This is a genomic window from Metallosphaera sp. D4-4 (assembly GCF_046245145.1).
Lineage (GTDB): Archaea > Thermoproteota > Thermoprotei_A > Sulfolobales > Sulfolobaceae > Metallosphaera > Metallosphaera sedula.
The window spans coordinates 1,192,859-1,211,736 of the sequence record NZ_CP176412.1 but is presented as its reverse complement, the minus strand read 5'-3'; the positions used below and the strand labels follow the sequence as shown (position 1 = coordinate 1,211,736).

The following is an 18,878-nucleotide window of genomic DNA, read 5'->3' as shown; positions in this document are numbered from 1 at the left end:
TTAAGCGTGAAGATGGATATTAATTCATGGATAATAGACCGCTAATACTTGAGCTTGAATCTTTCTTCTCAGCGCTCTCCGATGGCACGAGACTGGAGATAACCCTATACTTGAGGGATCACGAGGCAACCGTGCAGGAAATAGCTAACGCGCTTGGGAAGTCCCAATCGTTGATATCTCATCATCTCTCATGTCTCAGGAACTGCGGAGTTGTGAACGTTGAGAAGAGGGGGAAATACTCGGTCTATTCCCTTAACGGCGAGGCCGTGAGGAAGATAATAGACGAGGCAATAGGTCACGTTAGTAGGCATAGCAAATCGATCCTATCCTGCGAGATAGTGAGGGAGGAAAAGGGGGAACTTACTCAGACCCGTTGACCTCCCAGAAGATCCAGGAGCATGGCAATGAACTTGCGTCTATCTATTTCGTAGACCACGTTCACGTTGGGCTCCTTGCCCAGGACTCCTAGATAGTCAATCACCGTGGCACCCCTGGTAAGGCAATCGCAGTTCTCCACGTCCACGAATTGCTTCTCCACGTGGGTCGCCACGCTCTGATCCAAGGCAACGGCGGTGGTGATGAGGTCGGGATGTGGGTTTCCCTTCATCCTCTGCTTAGTCATGGCGAAGTTCCTATAATGGGTGTAGAAATTGATGTAGAGCTGACTCATCTCTGTGTTCATCCTCTTTATCTCCTCCCACTCCTCATTCACGGTGTACTGTGTTATGAGGTCCCACGCAACCATGGTAATGTCGAATCCAGCGTTAAACACTAGCTTCGCAGCGTCGGGATCAACCCAGATATTGTACTCCGCTGCTGGCGTTATGTTGCCGTGACCGTTGATGGTACCACCCATGACCCAGACCTTACCTATTTTTTCAGGGAGACTTCTGTCCTTGAGGTAGGCCATGGCTAGGTTCGTGAGCGGAGAGATCGCTAGGAACTCGAGTTCTCCCGGATAGCGATCCGCGGTCTCTAGGATGAAGTCCACAGCGTGTTTGAGCTCGGGTCTGGAGTTGGTCTCCAGGGTGAAGTCACCAATACCACCCTTTCCATGAACGTTCTCGACTGTCCTGTATTCCTTGATCAGGGGTCTTTCCATCCCTGGATACACCTTCAAGTCCACCTTGAAATATCTGTGGGCAAAGTCCGAGGCCCACAGTGCATTCCTCACCTCTACTGGGAATGAGACGTTACCCTCAACCACGGTGATGCCGTGTACCTTCATTCCCTTGTGGAGGAGGAGGAATAGGCTAAATATATCGTCCTCGGCTGTGTCGCAATCAATGATGAAATGTCTCATGAGTACAGGTCTATAAACTCAGTAAAGAAACTAAGCCTTAAGTCAACTAAGTCATATGGGAGATCATGCTGACTCTTCTCAAAGTTATTCGAATCATCCAAAAAGGATAGTCACGAATGAGGAGTCTCAATATAAATTTCTGATTCCTAATTTTCTGAATATTATAATGTAATAAATCGATTAATCTTACTATGAGGCCGTTTACCAGTATGGACTTCCTAAATTCACAAGAAAATTATATGAGAGTCCGAGTAAGCTTCCCACCGATCTCAATAATGTTGAAACCGATCTCAATAATGTTGAACGTTTTTTACCCGCGCTCTCAGGTCTATGGTATGGGAGTTCAACACGAGAATAGTCTCGCCCTGGTAACTGGGGCGGGGAGCGGAATAGGTTTCGCCATAGCCCGTAAACTCGGGGAGAAGGGATTCAAGGTGGCCATAGGGGATCTTAAGAATTATGAGGAGAGTGCCGAAAACCTAAGAAAACTCGGCCTCCACGTGGTGGGCCTACCCCTAGACGTAACTAACTGGGACTCATGCAGTGAGTTCGTCGAGGCCTCCATGGCTCACTTTAAGACAGATCACGTTGACGTCCTGGTTAACAACGCTGGCATTATCCGTGACTCACTCTTCGTAAAGATGACGAGGGAGGATTGGGATGCAGTGATCAAGGTTCACCTCTACGGGGCCTTTAACATGACCAAGCAGGTGGTTGAATCCATGATCTCCAAGGGACACGGTAGGATCATAAACATGTCGTCCCTGAGCTGGACCGGAAACGTGGGCCAGGCTAACTACTCTGCAGCCAAGGCTGGCCTCGTTGGTTTCACCAAGACCCTCTCCAAGGAACTTGGAAGATACAACATCACGGTTAACGCCATTGCCCCAGGTTTCATTGATACCCCCATGACCAGGACTGTCCCGGACAAGATAAGGGAGAAGTTCATGGAAAGACTCTCCATCAAGAGGATAGGCGAGCCAGAGGACGTGGCCAACCTAGTGGCGTTCCTGGCCAGTGATGAGGCCTCCTACATTACGGGAGAGTTAATTGGAGTTACGGGAGGACTCACCTTCTAGGTGGTACCATGATCTTAGGTTTTGGAAGTACGGTACAGAAGACCTACCCGGGCACCACCTTTGAGCTTCTCTCATCCACGCTGGATAAGGCCCTCGAGATGGCCCACCTAGACAGAGGTAAGATAGACGGGCTAATTGCGACCTTCCTCCCAGGTACCTTTGACGGTAACTTGGCCCTGCATTTCTACACGGGACAGCTGGCCCAATACCTTGGAATAAGACCTAGGTTCCTAGATTACGTGGACTTTGGGGGAGCCTCTGCCCTAGCCATGCTCTATAGGGCGGAGAAGGCGATCTCGGCAGGTGACGCCGATAACGTTGTCCTAATCGTGGGAGGGAAGGCGTCTCCTGTGAGGGAGAGGAAAGTGACTGCAGATTCGGTGGACAGGGCATATCAAGGTATAAGGCTCACTCCCTTCGACGAGGTGTTCAGGGTTTACGACGACCTGAACCCCGTCACGGACTACGCACTCGTGGCGACGAGGCACTCACACCTCTTCGGGACCACGGACGAGCAGAGGGCATCCATAGCCGTGAAACAGAGGTTCAACGCTCAAGGAAATCCCAAGGCTATGTATAGGGACCCCCTCAGGTTAGAGGACGTGCTCTCCTCTAGGATGGTTAGTACTCCCCTTAGGTTGCTGGAGATCGTGTATCCAGTTGACGGCTTCCACGTGTTTGTTGTAGGGAAGTCTGGAGGTAAGTCAGATCTAAGGCCCTTGTCAGTGAAGTACTTCGGGGAGGCCCACTGGCCGGAGATGCCTCCTGAGCTACCGGATATAGTGTCAACGCCCGCAGTTGAGAGCTCCAAGGGGGCCAGGCCACTCCTTGAGAAGGTGGACTGCTTTGAACTTTATGACTCCTTTACAATCACGGTCCTCCTTCAGATAGAGGACATAGGTCTCGCTGAGAAGGGGAAAGGAGGTAGGTTCGCCCAGGATGTCAACTTCACCTATCAAGGGGAGATCCCCATTAACACGGGAGGCGGATCGCTCAACGTGGGTCAATCAGCCTACATGAGCGGTGGGGTGATCCTGGAGGAGGCACTCATCCAGTTGAATGCAATGGGAGAGGGGAGACAGGTCAAGGGGGTAGACATGGTCCTAGCCAACGGAATAGGTGGATGGAACAGGGCTCACTCGACCACCCTAGTTCTAGGTGAGTAAGATGGAGAGCTTCAAGGAGGGCAAGATCCCATATCTTCACTGCCTCGAGTGCGGATATAACTTCTTTTACCCCAGGGATAGATGCCCTAGATGTCATGGGGGCAAACTGGAGTCCAGACTTAGCTCGGGGAGGGGAGTGATCTTCTCCTACACGGAATTCCAGGGAGGAATTTACGCCATAGTTGAGATGGAAGAGGGATTTAGGCTATACGCCAACGTTAGGGAAAAGGTGAGGATAGGCGATAGGGTTGTAGCTGTTCCGGGAAAGGGAAGGCCAGAGTTCGTCAAGGGATGAACAACCCCCGCACAACTATATAGTACTACGTAGTCTATATGTTACTCTATTTTTATATAGAAAATGATTATATTTTCAAGTAAAAAGTTGAGTACATGAAGGCTCTAACTTGGATCGGGATATTTCTCATGCTTCTCTCTGCGTTCTCTTTTCTTTCAGTGGTGAACTCGGGAGCGACTCAAGGGACGACCACACCAATAAAACACGTCATATTCATAGAACTTGAGAACCATGCTTTCGACAGCATCTACGGCACTTATCCCTTTGGATACCCCGTGATCGTGAACAATATCACCATGTCGGTGATGAGGCCCGTGAATTACATTTACAACTTGTCCCTCCTTAACGCCTTATCTCAGGCTCACGGAAACGTAACCTGGATCTCAGTTCCCGCCGGAAAGGGCTACCTTCACCCCTATTACGCCAATTCAACTGTCCTGGTGGATCCCAAGGAAGGTTACACCAACTATCATGAGGACTGGAATTGGGGGCAAATGAACGGCTTCGTGAACGGATCTGGCCCTCAGTCACTGGCTTACGTCTCATACGAACAGGTACCGCTCCTTTGGGATTACGCCGAGGAGTACGTGCTCTTTGACAACTACTTCTCTCCTACCCTATCCGTGACTGTACCCAACAGGATTGCGTACATAACAGGTTTTCCCACTCAGGTTGAGACCGACGCCCCTCAATTTGGGTTAATACCTCTTAACGACTCCATCCTCTATCAGCTCACGGAGAACAACGTAAGTTGGGGCTGGTACGAGTACGGCTACTCCAAGGACTTTCAGCTACTGTCACCGGATCTCTACCTTGGATATAACAACACGGCACCCCTACCCGTTAGCCTCTTGAAGGGAGCAAACCAGTGGAACTCCCACTATCACGACCTTTCAGACTTTCTAGCTGAGGCTGGAAACGGCTCTCTTCCCTCAGTCTCATACGTCATGTTCACAGGACCCATGGGGTATGATGATCACGTGCCCGGTTACGATATGCATCCTCCTTACAACACCACACTCGCTATGCTCATGCTCTCCACAGTGATCAACGCCGTGATGACGGGACCAGACTGGAACTCCACCGTGATTTTCATCACCTTCGACGAAGGCGGAGGATACTACGATCCAGTCCCTCCACCAATAGTTAATGGGTTCGGTCTCGCCAATACCCCAACAATATCCAAGATATTACCAGGTTACTTTACCCTTGGGCAGAGGATCCCCCTCCTAATGATTTCGCCCTACTCTAAGGAGGGATTCGTGGACAACTACACCGCTTCGGGCTACTCAATCCTTGCCTTCATTGACTACAACTGGCATCTTCCCTACCTGAACCCCATAGTGAAGGAGTTTGGACCAGAGTCAATCCTTTACGAGCTTAACTTCACTGCCCCAAGGCCTCCCCTAGTCCTGACCCCTGAGAACTGGAGTTACCCGGTTCCCCTACAATACCCAGTCCATTACGGCTACGTGGCAACCATTAACAACAACTACAGCATCTACAACGCGATCTACCACGATAAGCAGATGGGCAACTACACGCCCCCGCAGTACTTCCTTGAGGGCAACGTGGTGCAGGGTGGTGTTCAGGAAGCCACGGGCTCCTCGGCTGGTTTCCCAACCCTCCTCCTGTGGATTCCAGTCCTCCTCGTCATCATAGCCGTGGGAGTACTCCTGGAGAGGCGTAAGTGAAATATATAGAGTATCGAGTCTATGTAGAACTATATTTTTTACTAATTCTATATGTGCAAACCCTATTTTTCTGAACACGTCTTACCGCGCATGAACTACGTCTTAGTTGGTATAGTTCTCGGTCTAGTTCAAGGAATCAGTGAGTGGTTGCCCATTAGTAGTAAAACCCAGGTCTTGATAGCCTCAACCTTTCTCCTGGGCTTACCCTTCTCCCTGGCATATGCCTTCGGCCTCTTCATGGAGATTGGAACCATTTTCGCTGCGGTGATATACTTCAGGCGAGAGATAGTTAGGCTGGTGAAGGCCCTGGTGGGTAGGGGAACATCGCAGGACGTCAAGTTGCTCAAGTTCGTCGTAGTCATTACGCTGATAACGGGGATCATCGGTGTTCCGCTTTACCTTTTCGTGATAAACTTGGTCACGTCTGCGGTCGTGGGAATTCCCATGACTGTCCTTGGGGTAATCCTAGTCTTGGATGGAATAGTGATCTACTTAACAAGGAAGAGATATGTTCCCAGAAGAGGGTTGAATGAACTCACGTGGAAGGACATGGTGATCGTGGGGATAGCTCAGGGGTTGGCTGCGCTCCCGGGAGTTAGCAGATCTGGGATGACCACCTCAGCCATGATCCTCCTAGGGGTAAAACCAGAGGAGGCGTTCAGGCTCTCCTTCCTTTCCTTGATTCCGGCGGCCCTCGGAGCAATAGGTGTCACCGTGATATTTAGTAAGGCTGAGGTAGTGCAAGCCGTCCACCTCATAAATGTGACAGGACTTGCCGTATCCATGATAGTTGCCACGGGAATTAGCTTGGTTCTCATTGACGCGCTCCTCAAGTTCGCGAGATCAGGTAGAGTCCTCATCCTGGTATTTAGCCTAGGAGTGCTCGCGATCCTTAGTGGGATACTTAGCTCGATCTTTGGAGGTTAAGAGATTTCATCAGTAGGATTAAGACTTTCATAATGTTGCTTCCATACTTTGGAGGTTAAGAGATTTCATCAGGAGATAGGAAATCCCCTCAACTCTTAAACTTTTAATTTCAGGTAATGATCTAATTCCATGAGCGTTAAGGGAAGGCTCCTCACCAGCATGGGGATTGCGTTAGTCCTCACCGTGGTGTCAGAGGCCCTCATCCTTCTGGTTATATCCTCAGCCCTCAGGATCTCGCTCGTCTTAGTTTTCCCTCTCCTCTTCGTGTTTTGGTTATTTCAATGGCTAATCTCACCTTACCTTGTGGGAAGGGGAGGAATAGAGATTCATTCAAGCGACCCAGAGTATGGCTGGTTAGTACAGATGGTGAGGGAAGTGGCGCTCGCGTCAAGGGTATCCCCACCTAGGGTTTTCCTCGTGGATGCCCCCTATCCCAACGCCTTCGCCTATGGAAATAGCGTAAGCGGGAAAAGGGTGGGAATAACCATACCTCTCCTTCAGATCTTAGACGTGAATGAACTTAGGGCTGTAATAGCCCATGAGGTGGGTCACCTGAAACATAGGGACGTGGAGATTGGGATGACCCTAGGCTTGATACCTACCGCCCTAGGTTACATTAGCACCCTCCTCATGAACTTCGGGTTTTTCGCAATACTCTTAGCAGGAGACGAATTTGAGCTCCTATTTGCCCTGCTTGCCTTGGCCCTTGGTTTTATCCTGCTAGTTGCCACGTTAACTCTTCAGGTCTTTGTCCTATGGTTCAATAGACTGAGGGAATCCTATGCTGACTACAACTCGTATGAGGTCCTGGGTGAGGGATCGAGCGCCCTTGCCACTGCTCTGGCAAAGATAGAGTTATACATGCAGAAAATTAGACTGGACCCCTTCACTGGGATCATAGTAACGGCAGCCCCGGTCAGGGTCGAGAGCCAGGAACCTCTCCTCGTTGTAAGGGAGTGGCTCAACAAGAAGGTGAGCGTCTTCACGGACATACTTTCCACACATCCACATCCGGCCAGGAGAGTCCAGATGCTGTATAGGCTAATCAGGGAAGGCGGTTAATTCACACGCTCTTTCTAGAGGATCAATCACTTAAGCTCCCTTGAGTTCTTACTAACAGTTTAGTGGTAATACGATATCCTCTAAACTTTTTAGAGATCACGTTCGTAAACCTTTAAAATATAAGCAGTTCTTATGACTCGATGGATCCAAATCTTCCCAGTAGGAACCTGGACAAATTCTCCTGGTCCAAGGTTCATACCTTCGCCTTCATAGCTTTCTCTGCCGGATTTTTCCTAGAGGCTTACATTTTTGGTATGGCCTCCATAGCAACTGGCTGGGTAAGCGTTCCTAAGTTCCTCACGAGCACTCTCCTGGCGTGGGCACCCCTATGGCTAATCATAGGGATTATGGTGACCGGTCCCCTTTCCGATAGACTTGGCAGGAAGACCATGTTCTACATCACCATGACCCTGTACGGGGTTGGCGCAGTGGGATTGGTTTTCAGCGGGACCTACTATCTAATCCTACTTTTCCTTGCCATGATGCTCTTCGCCGCTGGGGGTGAGATGAACACAATTATGGTCGCGACCCACGAGATAATGCCCAGGAAACACAGGAGCAAGGCCTTCTTCCTAGAGCTCAACTTCATTAACGTTGGAGGTTTCGTACTAGGTCTCGTGGGTTACCTGGTTCAGAACCAATCGGTGTTTTTCCAGAGACTCATGATAGGTGTCACAGTCCTCATAGTCCTCGTGGTTCTGATGTACACCAGGCTCAAGATTCCCGAGTCCATACGGTGGCTCGAGAAACAGGGTAGACTTGAAGACGCGGACAAGGAAATCAAGAAGTACTTCGGAGATATAAAGATAATATCGCAGGATGAATTGAGGCCAAAGATCACGGTTAAGAAGCTTCCCATGTGGTTTAAGCTCCTGGTCGTAATCCTGGTTGCGGCTGCCAACACCATCGGTTATGGTCTCATGACCTACGTCCTGGGGCCCTACTACTTTCCGAGTCAGACTGCCATGATCATACTAGTGACCAACCTAGCTGAGATGCTTGTGGGACTGGTGATAGGCGTGTTCGCTGACTCCCTGAGCAGGAAACTACTCCTCCTCATCTCCTTTGTGGGGGCGACGGGATTCACGTTTCTGATCATGGGGACAATACCCATGTGGAGCAAGAGTCTGACCCTATTCTACTCTCTACTGGTGTTGCTAAACGTGTTCGTGGGGATCTCCTATCTTACGGAAGATGCCCTCAAGAGCGAGATCTGGCCTACCCTCAAGAGAGGTACAATAACGGCGGTAGCAAGGTTCATATCCATTGGAGCTTACATTCCCACGATTTACCTTACAAGTAACTTCAGCATTTTCCAGTACACTCTGTTCAACGGGCTGGTGTGGGCAGTGGGTATGGTAGCAGCCATACTATGGTTCGTGAAGGGGTATGAAACCGGTAAGGGAATCAGTGTTGATGAAATTTCGGAGGAAGTAGAAGGAACGAAGGTGTGAATCAATTCCCTTTTTGTTCTTATCTAATTTTCCTTATCCTGATAGCTCTTCACGTTTTCTCCTTCAGAATACTTACTGTATGTAGCCTCACGCTAAAGGCATCTATACGTTACCTTGAGGGTGTAGTAACCTTGCCCTTCGTCAGCAACATTATTATCCCAACCATTTTCACAACGTCCCCCACAATGGAGACTACACCAGCGTGGAAGAGGTACATGGGAAGCCCTGCGGTGAACATCACGGCACCCCAGAAGAAAAGCGACGAGTACAACCTGGATATCTGATTTGCAGTTAGGTAAATGGAGATTCCAGCTATTGGCTCCAGAGTGTAACCAGCTACTATTACCTCAATCCCCAGGAAACTGTGGAGGAACGCAAGTATTAACCCAACAAGGGTTATTGCTATTGCTGAAACTGCGAAATAGTCCATTATCCATTGCTTCTGAAGTTTGCTCCTATGATAACTTAAAAAGGAGGGGATAGCCATTGCCCAGACCACGGTCATTATCCCCAGAAACGTGGGGGAGAGGGCGTACCCAATCCCGTTCAACTCCAGGAGAACCAGCCCGTAAAGTATCACTAGGGATGCGATCAAGCTTATCACGTTACCTTGAAACAGGAACTTCCTATCCATATGATTCATTTAACGTAAAAGAACTTAAACTAGTGGTAAACTCAACTTTTCAGAGGGTCACTTTTTAAGCCATGAGGAGTTCACGACTCAATGATTAGAGGCCCAGTTCTACCTGACCTCACACCTAGAACCCAGAGCGATATCCTAGAGTCCTCTGGGGAAGGCGTGACCATAAACTTCCTTGGCAACAGGATAAGTTATCCTGAGCTGAGGGGAATGGTGGAGAGCGTTTCCTCCCAACTGGAAATTGGCCGGGGAGACGTGGTAATCCTCTCCACCCAGAACATACCGCAGTTCGTCATCGCTGAGTATGCAGTGTGGAGGAGGGGAGGGATTGTGTTGCCCGTTAATCCCAGTTACACCCAAGCTGAACTGGACTACTTGGCAAGGGACTCAGGGGCGAAGCTCGTGATCGCGTCGTGTGAGTCCAATGTTCCCTCAAACCTACCCGTGATCAGGACAAATCCCCACACCTTTCACAAGGTGGAGGGGTGGAATATCCCGGATTGCGAAGAGGAACTCAACCTTAAGTCGGGGAGAGGGGATTGGGTGAACTACTCCCCTCACGAAGTTGCAGTCCTAATGTATACCTCGGGGACAACGGGAAAGCCCAAGGGAGTTCCAATTACGCACTCAAACCTTTACGCCTCCTCGCTCATCTACGTGAAATGGTTCCAGTTCACGCAACAGGACAAGGTACTTGGGATTGCACCCTTCTTCCACGTGACTGGGCAAGTCTTTCACGTGACCACGCCTGTGATGGCTGGGTCGCAGGTAGTGGCAAATTACAGGTTTGATCCCAGGTCAGCACTTAGGACAGTTCAAGAGGAGAGAACCACGGTAACCATGAGCGTTGCCACAGCGTATAGGGCCATGCTCAACTCCTACTCTGGGGAAGACCTAACATCGATGAGGTTATGGTCCTCTGGCGGGATGCCAATGCCTCGAGCCCTCGAGGAGGAGTGGAAAAGGTTGACAGGTTCCTGGATCTACATGGCCTGGGGCCTCACGGAGACCACATCACCGGCCACGCTGTGGCCTTACCCCTACTCAGGCGAGCTACCGGTTAACGAAATGGGTGTAGTGAGCTCTGGAATACCGGTGTACAACACAGAGATCAAGTCGGAGGACGGCGAGCTCCTGGTGAGGGGTCCTCAAGTCGTGAAGGGTTACTGGAAACAGGAGGAGTTCAAGGACGGATGGCTTCACACAGGGGACATTGGCGAGATAAGGGATGGTTGGGTTTACGTAATAGACAGGAAGAAGGACGTCATAGTTACCTCAGGCTTCAAGGTAATGCCGAGAGAGGTGGAGGAGGTTCTTCATCTTCACCCTGGGGTTGACGAGGCAGTCGTCGTGGGTCTACCGGACGAGTACAGGGGAGAGCGGGTAGTAGCGTTCGTGAAACCTAGACCGGGAGCCAAACTGAACCTCGAGGAACTTAAAGAGTTCTGTAGGACAAGGCTAGCCCCATACAAGGTCCCCAGGGAGATCAGACTTGTGGACGAGATTCCGAAGACAGGTTCAGGCAAGATTATGAGGAGAGCCTTCAAGGAGGAGAGGTCCCCAAGTTAGATTTTTAGTCTTGTCCCTCACACTCCACTTGTCAAGGTATTACCTACAAAAACTTTGGAAACAGTTAAAAGAATTCATTGTTACCTTTTTTCCATGCCCTGTGGCTGTAAATACTGCTTTCCATTTTACTCGGGACGTGTTGTCCCAGTTAGATCCCCTTTTGTTCTGTCAATGAGTTAGTGAGAGAAGCATAGATCCCTTTACAGTGAATATTGGATCTCCGACTTCGTCTCTCTTGCCCCCGTGTAAGTATATGTGAGTTGGAATGAACTTGGTTCTCAAAATCATTCCGTTATCGAGCTCATACTCAGTAAAGGGTTCACTTACAACCTTCAACTTATCCAGGACATCCACTACACTGGATTCCTCTGTTCCTACAGGGGGTTTTCTCTCCCCGAGATTCCTAAAACCTACACTGATATTGTATTTAATCAGGAGCCTGTCCTCTAACTCTTCCCTCTGATCCTCCCTTTCATAGATGTTGGTCACTATTGAATAGATGACTAATCTTCCCTTGATTCCCTTATCCCGTAGTTCGATCTCGTATACATTAGGTTCTATTCTCTTAACCCTGTAATCAAATTCCTTTTTAATAGTAATCAGATAGACCACCTCAACCTTGATATCGCATCACTGCCACAGCTTCAGGATGCTCGGGTGATAACAGACCCTCATTGGTGCCAAAGGCGGAATTTTGATTACTCTCGAATAGATAGATAGTGTTTTCCTGTATGTTAGGAATCTTGTTGGTAATTATACTTCCGTGAACAATGACCTGAAGCTCAGAGACATCGGCGCCGTTCTCTAGAAGGGCCCCCAACAGTCTCACGTAAGCCACTCTCTTACTCCTCGCAAGGTGGAGAAGCCCATCTACCCCCGCGATATCCAGGAGCACCTCTAGGAACTTTCTCCTACTTTCCTTGGATATCGTCTCAACCTTACCATGTAACCAGTTATATATCGTTTTCCTGCTTATTCCACTCTTCTCCTCGAGTTCCTTGATCGAGGCCTCATCCTTAATGTATCCTAGAATGTTAACAATATCGGCCTCGCTTACCATGCCCGAGAACAGTTCCACGTAGATTCTTTTGTCAGGCATAAGGGTTCTTTTGTCAGACATGTGTAATAGATTACACGTTTAAACCAAATATATCTTTCTATCTACGTGAGGATGAGGAATATCTTACCCATCAGATTATAACTGAGTAGCACTGGAAACACACCTACTTTCATTTTTGCTTATAATGAAATGTGAAAGGACCACCCTTACACTACAGTTAGCCATCTCAGCTGAAGGAGGTAGATACGTTCTGATCTTTAATCGAACATTTTGGTTCCACATGGTTCGTCTAATCAAGGACGGATTCATCCTAGACCTCGCGAGATATGCTTATTCTTTCATGTTCACGGGGCAGATGCCTTCAACGTTCACGAGGTATATGCGAGACCGTGTTGAAATGGTTTTAATGTACTATACCAAGTCCTCGATAACTTGGTATAGTATACTATACCAAGTTATGCTGGACATCTTGAGAAAATTTGTAATGTGCAACTCACTTGGACAGGTCTGTCCAACATGAGGTTGAGCACTCGATAACCTTTCATCGTTGTATAAGGCCGTGATGGAATCCTTGTAATTACCTAATGAACTACTCACTTCAAGGCAGATAGGGACAACTTGCCCTTCATACCTCATCCCTAGGACTGGATGTCTTCCGAGAATTTGTAGAAACTAAACAATCGCTAGAAACTGAAAACCATTTTACAAACCCAAGGACACTCTACCTTATCACTGATAATTTTTTAAGTAAAACAATGTTCGTTTTAAATGAAATTAATAGAAAAGTTTAAATTCTTTGAAGTGTAGAGAATAGCAGTGAACCCCGTTGTATAAAAAGCTTCTAGTTGGATACGATGGATCGGAGCAAGCCAGGAAGGCGTTGCTCCACGCTATCCAACTGGCTAAGCTCCACTCCTCAAAGGTGGTTGCGGTAGAGGCAATAGACTCTGACCACTTCGTGATCGAGGGCTATTACAGGGAGGATCACGTCAAGATTAAGGAGAGGATAATGGCTCACACCGAGGACATCAAGAGGATATCTCACGAGCACGGAATTGACGTGGAGTTCAAGGTGGCTAGGGGTCCACCTGATCAGGTGATCTCGAAGTTCGCTGAGGAGGAGGACGCAGACCTGATAGTGCTAGGTACCAGGGGATTTAAGGGACTTAAGAAGGTTTTTCTCGGGAGCGTTAGCTCGTCGGTTGCCGAGAGGACCAAGAGGCCGGTCCTAGTCGTGAAGTGAGAACTTGGAATAAGTTTATATCACGTTCTCAATACTAATCCTCATGAAGTTTCTCGTGCTTACTCTGCTGGTTCTATCCTTGATCCCCGTGATTAACAATCCAATGGTGCCAGGTCACGCACTCGCAGAGTTACCTTCGCATCTTCGCGGAGATCCATCCTCCTCCTTCTACCTTCTCCCTCGGTATTATGAGAGCTTTTGGTGTACCGTGTACACGGGTCAGAACGTTACAGGAACGCTGAACTCTACTAACCCAGTATTGTTGTTTGTAATGAACTCGAGCCAGTATCAGGCCTTTACCCAGTCAGGATCCTTCAACTCCCTGTTTATGGCCTACGGAAACAACATCAGCTTTAACGTTGGTCCCCTTCCAGGGGGTGAATATTACGTCGTTGTTGAGAATAACGGTTCCCTCAATGCAAACGGGTTCCTTTCCTATTCTGCAGTACCTCTGGTCCCCTTCACCGTTCACTCCACTCTCCCTGCGCCTGTGGGAATAGCGGACTACGGCGTGAAGAATACCTCCAAGGGTCTACAGGGTTACATCGTGAAGTTTAACGAGGTCGTGGGAGAGTTCACCGTGAACTCAATATCAGCTTACAACTCAACTCCTCCCAGCGGAATCTCTCCCTATTCAGCATCCCTTCAGCTTAACGTAGTACTTCAGGTTAACACTGTTCACGGCGGATATCAGTACTGGCTTCAGGACGTTCCCTTGTTCTTCACAAATAACGACACTATGTGCGTAGTGGATAACGTGTGGAACTTCACAAGTTACCCCTCAATTCTCTCAAACTCCACCTTGACGGGACAGGGACACGTTTACTCCTACAGGGAAGGAAACTACATCGAGTATTACTACGCTTACGGTATCTCTGCCTTCAGGTATTCCACACCCTTCAAGGGAGAGCTCATAATGAGGACCAACGTGGTCCCTCAGGGCGTTGAGGTCATGTTTGGGTTCTATAACGGCACCATGAATTGGTACGACAACGTGACGATCCACGAGAGCGGAGTCACGAGCGCATACATGTTGGTGGACGGCTTCAACACTACTGGAAGCGGGAATAGGTATGATGCCGAGCTCGTGTACGGAGGGGGAGGGAGTGGGGAGATCACTAACTTCAACTCAATGAACTCAACGCTCTCTCTCATGTACGTAGTGAATGGGGTTAACGAGACTCCCCAGGAGCTCTACGGATATGGGGCGGACACGGCTGAGGCCGCGGATAACCTCAAGACAACCCTAGTGAACGGGGTACCCACGGTCACCTTGGGGCAAGAGAACTTTTACGAACCCCTATACCCCGTGGGATCTCCCTTTGGCCACTTCTCGTTCGCCGTGTTGAGGGCAGAGCAGGGAGCTCCAGTTGTGGTTAACGTGAGCGTACAGGTGTTTAATGGTGTGGGGCCCTACACCTATAGGTTCTACCTGGACGGAACACTAGTGAAGGCGATAACGGGTGGATCCACGCTCGATACTCAACTTAATCTCGGCGTTCTCACCGTGGGCTCACATAATCTTACCGTGATTGTTGAGGACGGACTTGGGCAGAGAGTGTCGGGCTCAACTAACTTCGTTATTGGGGTAGGGCCAGTGATCACAATTTCGTCGCAAACCATCCTGGACTACGGCCAACCACTCAGGGTCACGATCCAGGTTAACGGTGGAACTCCACCTTACACTGTGTTGCTTCACGTGAATGGGAGTACCTACACTGTGACTGGTGACGAAATGACCCTGAACCTAACTCCGGGCACATACCTAATTTACGCTACGGTTACCGACTCGCAAGGCGTCTCCTCCACGTCAGGGAAAGAGGTCGTGGTTGTGAACCCTGACCCAACAATCCAGTTGAGATTTCCCTTAACCTTGGACGTGGGAGAGGGAGGGAACGTCACCTACACCGTGAGTGGTGGTACTCCACCTTACGTCGTTACCCTTTACCTTAATGGTACCCCCGTAGGAAATTTCATCACGTTCACCTCACCTGGGATCTACGTTCTCTCAGCAACCGTGAGGGACAGCCTGAACTACACGGTCTCCAAGACCCTCGTGGTTACGGTGAATCCTGATCCCACAATCTCCGTGACCGCCTTGTCAAGGCTAGACCAGGGACAGGCTAACCTCATCAACGTGAGCATCGAGGGAGGTACACCTCCCTACAAGGTCTCGTACTCAATACCTGGAGTCTTGACTAGTACCACAAGTAACCCAAACTTCACGGTGAGCGCATCTCCTCCGCCTGGAAACTACACCTTTAATGTCACAGTTAAGGACTCCACGGGATTCGTGACGTCGAAACTAATTACCTTCCAGGTAAATCCAGATCCCTCTCTTCAGGTTGAGTATAACTCCTCGATTACAGAGGTTAACATTCCAGTTCTGCTTTTCGCGAACGTCTCAGGCGGAACTCCTCCCTACTCCCTGTCCTGGTCAACGCTAGGAACCTCACTTGGTGGATCTCAGACCCTCGTGTTCCATGAACCCCCTGGAAACTACACGGTCACCCTCACCCTCAAGGACGCGGTCGGGTTCGTCGTGAATAGGACCGTTAACATCTTGGTGTATCCAAGGCTAGAGGCAAACATCTCAGTCGAGGAGGGGAATTCCCTTGTGGGCGGTTATGCAATACTTTCTGCCTTAACGAGAGGAGGCGTATCACCTTACTCCTATACCTGGTTGCTGAACGGAGAGAGGGTGGGGAATCAATCGAGTCTTAACCTGTCCTTATCGCCGGGTAAATACAACGTAACACTAGTGGTGAGGGATTCCTTCGGGGTTGTGTCCACGAGTCAAGTTAACGTGAATGTCGGTTACGGATATGCGGTATACCTAGTTCCCGCGATAGCTATCGTGGTGATAGGAGTGGCGATAGGACTTAGAAGACGCGGTACCTGATGACTGCATTCGTTTCATTACAACTCCTTTTTTGAACAACTTCTGGTCCAGGAGAATTTACTATATATAACGGGTTATATGTCAACGATTACACATGAACGTGAAAGAGCCATCAGGGGATGATATAGTTGGAGACCTGCATCCAAGCATAAGGGATAGTTGTCTCGTGTTGAGAAATAGCTCTGGATCCACGGGCAGTGCCATACATCGTAATTCAATCCCGGAGCGCTTTCATAACGGTCTAGGTCAGGAAGCTTTCTCTGTCTCATCTCTTGAAAATTTTCCGAAAATGATTTCATCTCTGACTCCTCCACTGTCATTTAAGGTTCTAAAGGGAGGAGTTAACCCGATCATGTTATGAAAAGGATTATTAGTTCAGTTGAGAAACCTAGCCTATGAAGCTCGCAGTACTCATCGTCATATTACTGGCCATAGGCTTGGTTAGCTTTGGAGCACTCAGAGAGGCACATATCCTGTCTCCATCACATCCCAGTTCCACGAATGTGACTCCCTCTAACACAACCTATCCCTTGTTCCAACAGGGGATCTACGTGGTCAACTCAACCGTTTACCTAGTTTACTATTCCCAGTTCTCGCAAGTTAGGATTGGCAACACTACCTTTATTCACGGGGGGCCAATCATAGCTGGATTTAACGGAGTCTATCTGGTGGAGAACAAGACACCGCTAAATCTCAACGAGGTTCAGATTTACAACGGTAGCTGGTTCAACATCTCCCTTCTAATCTTCCATCAGGGCCCAGGGGCTCTCCCGAGGGGTACACTTTACCCCGCTGGATCAGTGATCCCGCTTTAGGTCTTCTAAGGGAGTTGTGTCCACACCCCCTATTTTCACACGTGCTAACTCAAATTCAAGGAATATGGAGTAATGTGGAGTATTTGATCACTTAACGCCAATTCTACGAATAAAAATGATTGAGAATGATCTCAATTTTCTAACACTCCACACCATCAATGAGCATGAACTGACACCTTTGGCCTGCACACTTAAAAGCGACGTTATTCTCTAAATTGAAACTATTCGTTAAATTAGAACCAAGTAGTCAGATACTACATACCAAATAGGTGGGACTTGATTACCTAACATTTATTACGAATGATTTTAACTGGGAAAGATCATTAATTCAGACACCCCTGAGATCATAATGAAATAGGAACTTGGCGCAACCCTTAGTCGCCCCCCACCAAAGTTCCTCTTTTCCAAAACGCGAACTAGGACTGTCAAATCAAGTTTTACAGAGAAGCGTAGAACTGTAAAATAGAATTTGACAGGTTCAGAGCCATTGCGCTAATTTCTCTTATGAAAAAGGGGGATCTTCTTGTCACAAAAGGCGAATTCTCCTTGGGAACGGGAAAGTTAACAGAAAGTCCTTTAGTTCTAGAAGGGAGAAAGATAGTTGAGGGACGGAATAGCCCAATAGCTGAAACGGGCCTCCTCGAAATGCAAAGGGAGTAGTTTCGACCACCTCCAAGATTTATTTATGTTAAGGAGAAAAGTAGATGGGAATGGCCACTGACATATCATCAATGGTGTCGGATCTAGTTCTGGAGTACGTGAGGGGTGTCCTGGACAAGTCGAAACAGGGAAGGAAGCTATCGGAGCAGGATTACCAGGTCTTACTATCCTATCTCGTAAACAAGAGGATTGACGATCTATCCACGGAGATGAGGGAGGTAAAGGAGGACGTGAAGGGATTGAGGGACCATGTGGATAAGAAGTTTGATACCATGAGAGACTACATGGACAAGAGGTTCGACACGCTCAGGGATCACGTGGATGGCAGGGTCGACGTCTTGAGGGACCACATGGACAAGAGGTTTGAGGAGTCAAGGCAGTTCACTGAGAGTAAATTCAAGGAATCGAGAGAGTACACGGACAAGAGATTCGAGGAACTAAAGGGGAACATGGACCATAGATTTGAGGAGCTCAAGGGTTACGTGGATGTACAGTTCGTTAAGATGAAGGAGTATGTGGATGTACAGTTCAAGCAAATGGACAAAAGGTTCGAGGAATTCAAGGTTGACATGGGCCAGAAATTCGAAGAGTTCAAGGCCGACACGGACAAGAGATTCGAGGAGTTCAAGGTCGACATGGGCAAGAGATTCGAAGAGTTCAAGAGCGATACTAGAAGGGAAATGGAGGGATTTAAGAGCGATATGATCAAGAAGTTCGAGGAATTCGAAGCTAGGACTGACAAGAAGCTTGACGAGCTAAAGAAGGATATGGACATCAGGTTCACTCAAACCGACAAGAGGCTCGATGATCTGCGAAGCGATATGAACGCCAGATTTGACGAGCTAATAAGGATCCTGAGTAGTAAGAAGGGAGAGTAGGTCCTAGAGGGGATGCAACTAGAACTCTCAAGGGGCCAAAGGTGTGATCTGAAGCGTGGTACGTCATTTTCGTCACTGACATAGGTCCTCTCGTGAGACCTTGATCAAGGTAGCCATCTTAAGGAGTATTT

Annotated in this window: 18 protein-coding genes; 14 read left to right on the top strand and 4 right to left on the bottom strand. The window is 48.7% G+C overall.

The window, feature by feature from the left end; translation table 11 throughout:
- Window positions 1-26 precede the first annotated feature (26 nt).
- Window positions 27-377 carry a helix-turn-helix transcriptional regulator gene (locus tag ACI49J_RS06480; RefSeq protein WP_012020960.1) on the top strand — a complete coding sequence of 117 codons (351 nt, stop codon included), beginning with the start codon at window positions 27-29 and terminating at the stop codon, window positions 375-377.
- Here ACI49J_RS06480 and ACI49J_RS06475 read toward each other — a convergent pair.
- Window positions 365-1,303 (bottom strand): nucleoside hydrolase, encoded by a 939-nt coding sequence (locus tag ACI49J_RS06475; RefSeq protein ID WP_240254715.1) that lies wholly within the window; start codon window positions 1,301-1,303, stop codon window positions 365-367. The two genes, ACI49J_RS06480 and ACI49J_RS06475, sit on opposite strands and share 13 nt — an antisense overlap.
- A 335-nt stretch (window positions 1,304-1,638) precedes the next feature.
- On the opposite strand from ACI49J_RS06475, the gene fabG reads away from it, so the two are divergent.
- The 7 genes from fabG (at window position 1,639) to ACI49J_RS06440 (ending at window position 8,980) form a co-directional block, all read left to right on the top strand.
- Window positions 1,639-2,382, top strand: a complete 744-nt coding sequence (gene fabG, locus ACI49J_RS06470; protein ID WP_240254716.1) for a 3-oxoacyl-ACP reductase FabG — start codon at window positions 1,639-1,641, stop codon at window positions 2,380-2,382.
- Window positions 2,383-2,390: 8 nt separating this feature from the next.
- Window positions 2,391-3,548: a thiolase family protein gene (locus ACI49J_RS06465; protein ID WP_240254717.1), complete on the top strand. Its 1,158-nt coding sequence runs from the start codon at window positions 2,391-2,393 to the stop codon at window positions 3,546-3,548.
- Window position 3,549: 1 nt separating this feature from the next.
- Window positions 3,550-3,843: a Zn-ribbon domain-containing OB-fold protein gene (locus tag ACI49J_RS06460; protein WP_240254718.1), complete on the top strand. Its 294-nt coding sequence runs from the start codon at window positions 3,550-3,552 to the stop codon at window positions 3,841-3,843.
- Between the two features lie 95 nt (window positions 3,844-3,938).
- Window positions 3,939-5,537 carry an alkaline phosphatase family protein gene (locus ACI49J_RS06455; RefSeq protein ID WP_240254719.1) on the top strand — a complete coding sequence of 533 codons (1,599 nt, stop codon included), beginning with the start codon at window positions 3,939-3,941 and terminating at the stop codon, window positions 5,535-5,537.
- A 90-nt stretch (window positions 5,538-5,627) separates the two neighbouring features.
- Window positions 5,628-6,464: an undecaprenyl-diphosphate phosphatase gene (locus ACI49J_RS06450; RefSeq protein ID WP_240254720.1), complete on the top strand. Its 837-nt coding sequence runs from the start codon at window positions 5,628-5,630 to the stop codon at window positions 6,462-6,464.
- 129 nt (window positions 6,465-6,593) lie between these two features.
- Window positions 6,594-7,526 (top strand): zinc metalloprotease HtpX, encoded by a 933-nt coding sequence (locus ACI49J_RS06445; RefSeq protein ID WP_240254722.1) that lies wholly within the window; start codon window positions 6,594-6,596, stop codon window positions 7,524-7,526.
- 140 nt (window positions 7,527-7,666) lie between these two features.
- Window positions 7,667-8,980 (top strand): MFS transporter, encoded by a 1,314-nt coding sequence (locus ACI49J_RS06440; protein ID WP_240254724.1) that lies wholly within the window; start codon window positions 7,667-7,669, stop codon window positions 8,978-8,980.
- Window positions 8,981-9,089: 109 nt separating this feature from the next.
- Here the strand turns inward: ACI49J_RS06440 and ACI49J_RS06435 are convergent, their stop codons facing one another.
- Window positions 9,090-9,614, bottom strand: a complete 525-nt coding sequence (locus tag ACI49J_RS06435) for a hypothetical protein (protein ID WP_240254726.1) — start codon at window positions 9,612-9,614, stop codon at window positions 9,090-9,092.
- Window positions 9,615-9,704: 90 nt separating this feature from the next.
- Here ACI49J_RS06435 and ACI49J_RS06430 point away from each other — a divergent pair, with 90 nt between their 5' ends.
- The gene (locus tag ACI49J_RS06430; RefSeq protein ID WP_240254727.1) at window positions 9,705-11,189 is read left to right on the top strand and encodes a class I adenylate-forming enzyme family protein; all 1,485 of its coding nucleotides are present in this window, start codon (window positions 9,705-9,707) and stop codon (window positions 11,187-11,189) included.
- A 168-nt stretch (window positions 11,190-11,357) separates the two neighbouring features.
- Here ACI49J_RS06430 and ACI49J_RS06425 read toward each other — a convergent pair whose 3' ends face one another.
- Together ACI49J_RS06425 and ACI49J_RS06420 are read right to left on the bottom strand one after the other, a co-directional pair.
- A complete protein-coding gene (locus ACI49J_RS06425; RefSeq protein ID WP_240254728.1) occupies window positions 11,358-11,801 on the bottom strand; it encodes a hypothetical protein in 444 nt (147 codons plus the stop codon).
- Window position 11,802: 1 nt separating this feature from the next.
- The gene (locus tag ACI49J_RS06420; protein WP_342780733.1) at window positions 11,803-12,309 is read right to left on the bottom strand and encodes a helix-turn-helix domain-containing protein; all 507 of its coding nucleotides are present in this window, start codon (window positions 12,307-12,309) and stop codon (window positions 11,803-11,805) included.
- Window positions 12,310-13,075: 766 nt separating this feature from the next.
- Here ACI49J_RS06420 and ACI49J_RS06415 point away from each other — a divergent pair.
- The 5 genes from ACI49J_RS06415 (at window position 13,076) to ACI49J_RS06395 (ending at window position 18,747) form a co-directional block, all read left to right on the top strand.
- On the top strand, window positions 13,076-13,492 hold the full coding sequence (locus ACI49J_RS06415; RefSeq protein ID WP_240254730.1) for a universal stress protein: 417 nt from the start codon (window positions 13,076-13,078) through the stop codon (window positions 13,490-13,492).
- A gap of 43 nt (window positions 13,493-13,535) precedes the next feature.
- On the top strand, window positions 13,536-16,394 hold the full coding sequence (locus tag ACI49J_RS06410; RefSeq protein ID WP_240254731.1) for a thermopsin: 2,859 nt from the start codon (window positions 13,536-13,538) through the stop codon (window positions 16,392-16,394).
- Window positions 16,395-16,488: 94 nt separating this feature from the next.
- Window positions 16,489-16,755, top strand: coding sequence for a hypothetical protein (locus ACI49J_RS06405; protein ID WP_240254732.1), 267 nt, complete (start codon window positions 16,489-16,491; stop codon window positions 16,753-16,755).
- A 34-nt stretch (window positions 16,756-16,789) separates the two neighbouring features.
- Window positions 16,790-17,209 carry a hypothetical protein gene (locus ACI49J_RS06400; protein ID WP_240254734.1) on the top strand — a complete coding sequence of 140 codons (420 nt, stop codon included), beginning with the start codon at window positions 16,790-16,792 and terminating at the stop codon, window positions 17,207-17,209.
- Between the two features lie 704 nt (window positions 17,210-17,913).
- On the top strand, window positions 17,914-18,747 hold the full coding sequence (locus ACI49J_RS06395) for an apolipoprotein A1/A4/E family protein (protein WP_240254736.1): 834 nt from the start codon (window positions 17,914-17,916) through the stop codon (window positions 18,745-18,747).
- The last annotated feature ends 131 nt before the right edge of the window (window positions 18,748-18,878 follow it).